The organism is Bacillus sp. JJ1503 (genome assembly GCF_036965125.1).
In the GTDB taxonomy this organism is placed as follows: domain Bacteria; phylum Bacillota; class Bacilli; order Bacillales; family Cytobacillaceae; genus Cytobacillus.
Genome location: NZ_JBALOZ010000119.1, coordinates 1 through 1,605 on the forward strand (window position 1 = coordinate 1; position 1,605 = coordinate 1,605).

Genomic DNA, 1,605 nt, shown 5'->3' on the forward strand with positions numbered 1-1,605 from the left:
AAAAAGACATTTATGAGCTAATCAACTCACAATTTATTGGAGAGTTTGATCCTGGCTCAGGACGAACGCTGGCGGCGTGCCTAATACATGCAAGTCGAGCGAACTTGCGGGAGCTTGCTCCCAAAAGTTAGCGGCGGACGGGTGAGTAACACGTGGGCAACCTGCCTGTAAGACTGGGATAACTTCGGGAAACCGGAGCTAATACCGGATAATTCTTTTCTACTCATGTAGGAAAGCTGAAAGATGGCTTCGGCTATCACTTACAGATGGGCCCGCGGCGCATTAGCTAGTTGGTGAGGTAACGGCTCACCAAGGCAACGATGCGTAGCCGACCTGAGAGGGTGATCGGCCACACTGGGACTGAGACACGGCCCAGACTCCTACGGGAGGCAGCAGTAGGGAATCTTCCGCAATGGACGAAAGTCTGACGGAGCAACGCCGCGTGAGTGATGAAGGTTTTCGGATCGTAAAACTCTGTTGTTAGGGAAGAACAAGTACCGTTCGAATAGGGCGGTACCTTGACGGTACCTAACCAGAAAGCCACGGCTAACTACGTGCCAGCAGCCGCGGTAATACGTAGGTGGCAAGCGTTGTCCGGAATTATTGGGCGTAAAGCGCGCGCAGGCGGTCCTTTAAGTCTGATGTGAAAGCCCACGGCTCAACCGTGGAGGGTCATTGGAAACTGGGGGACTTGAGTGCAGAAGAGGAGAGTGGAATTCCACGTGTAGCGGTGAAATGCGTAGAGATGTGGAGGAACACCAGTGGCGAAGGCGACTCTCTGGTCTGTAACTGACGCTGAGGCGCGAAAGCGTGGGGAGCGAACAGGATTAGATACCCTGGTAGTCCACGCCGTAAACGATGAGTGCTAAGTGTTAGAGGGTTTCCGCCCTTTAGTGCTGCAGCAAACGCATTAAGCACTCCGCCTGGGGAGTACGGCCGCAAGGCTGAAACTCAAAGGAATTGACGGGGGCCCGCACAAGCGGTGGAGCATGTGGTTTAATTCGAAGCAACGCGAAGAACCTTACCAGGTCTTGACATCCTCTGACAATCCTAGAGATAGGACTTTCCCCTTCGGGGGACAGAGTGACAGGTGGTGCATGGTTGTCGTCAGCTCGTGTCGTGAGATGTTGGGTTAAGTCCCGCAACGAGCGCAACCCTTGATCTTAGTTGCCAGCATTCAGTTGGGCACTCTAAGGTGACTGCCGGTGACAAACCGGAGGAAGGTGGGGATGACGTCAAATCATCATGCCCCTTATGACCTGGGCTACACACGTGCTACAATGGATGGTACAAAGGGCTGCAAGACCGCGAGGTTTAGCCAATCCCATAAAACCATTCTCAGTTCGGATTGCAGGCTGCAACTCGCCTGCATGAAGCCGGAATCGCTAGTAATCGCGGATCAGCATGCCGCGGTGAATACGTTCCCGGGCCTTGTACACACCGCCCGTCACACCACGAGAGTTTGTAACACCCGAAGTCGGTGGGGTAACCGTAAGGAGCCAGCCGCCTAAGGTGGGACAGATGATTGGGGTGAAGTCGTAACAAGGTAGCCGTATCGGAAGGTGCGGCTGGATCACCTCCTTTCTAAGGAAGAATTGAAGTACT

The 1,605-nt window shown here is 53.8% G+C and carries 1 rRNA gene; it reads left to right on the forward strand.

What is annotated here, in order from left to right:
* Positions 1 to 33: 33 nt before the first annotated feature.
* Positions 34 to 1,584 (forward strand): 16S ribosomal RNA (locus V7149_RS10470).
* Positions 1,585 to 1,605: the final 21 nt, after the last annotated feature.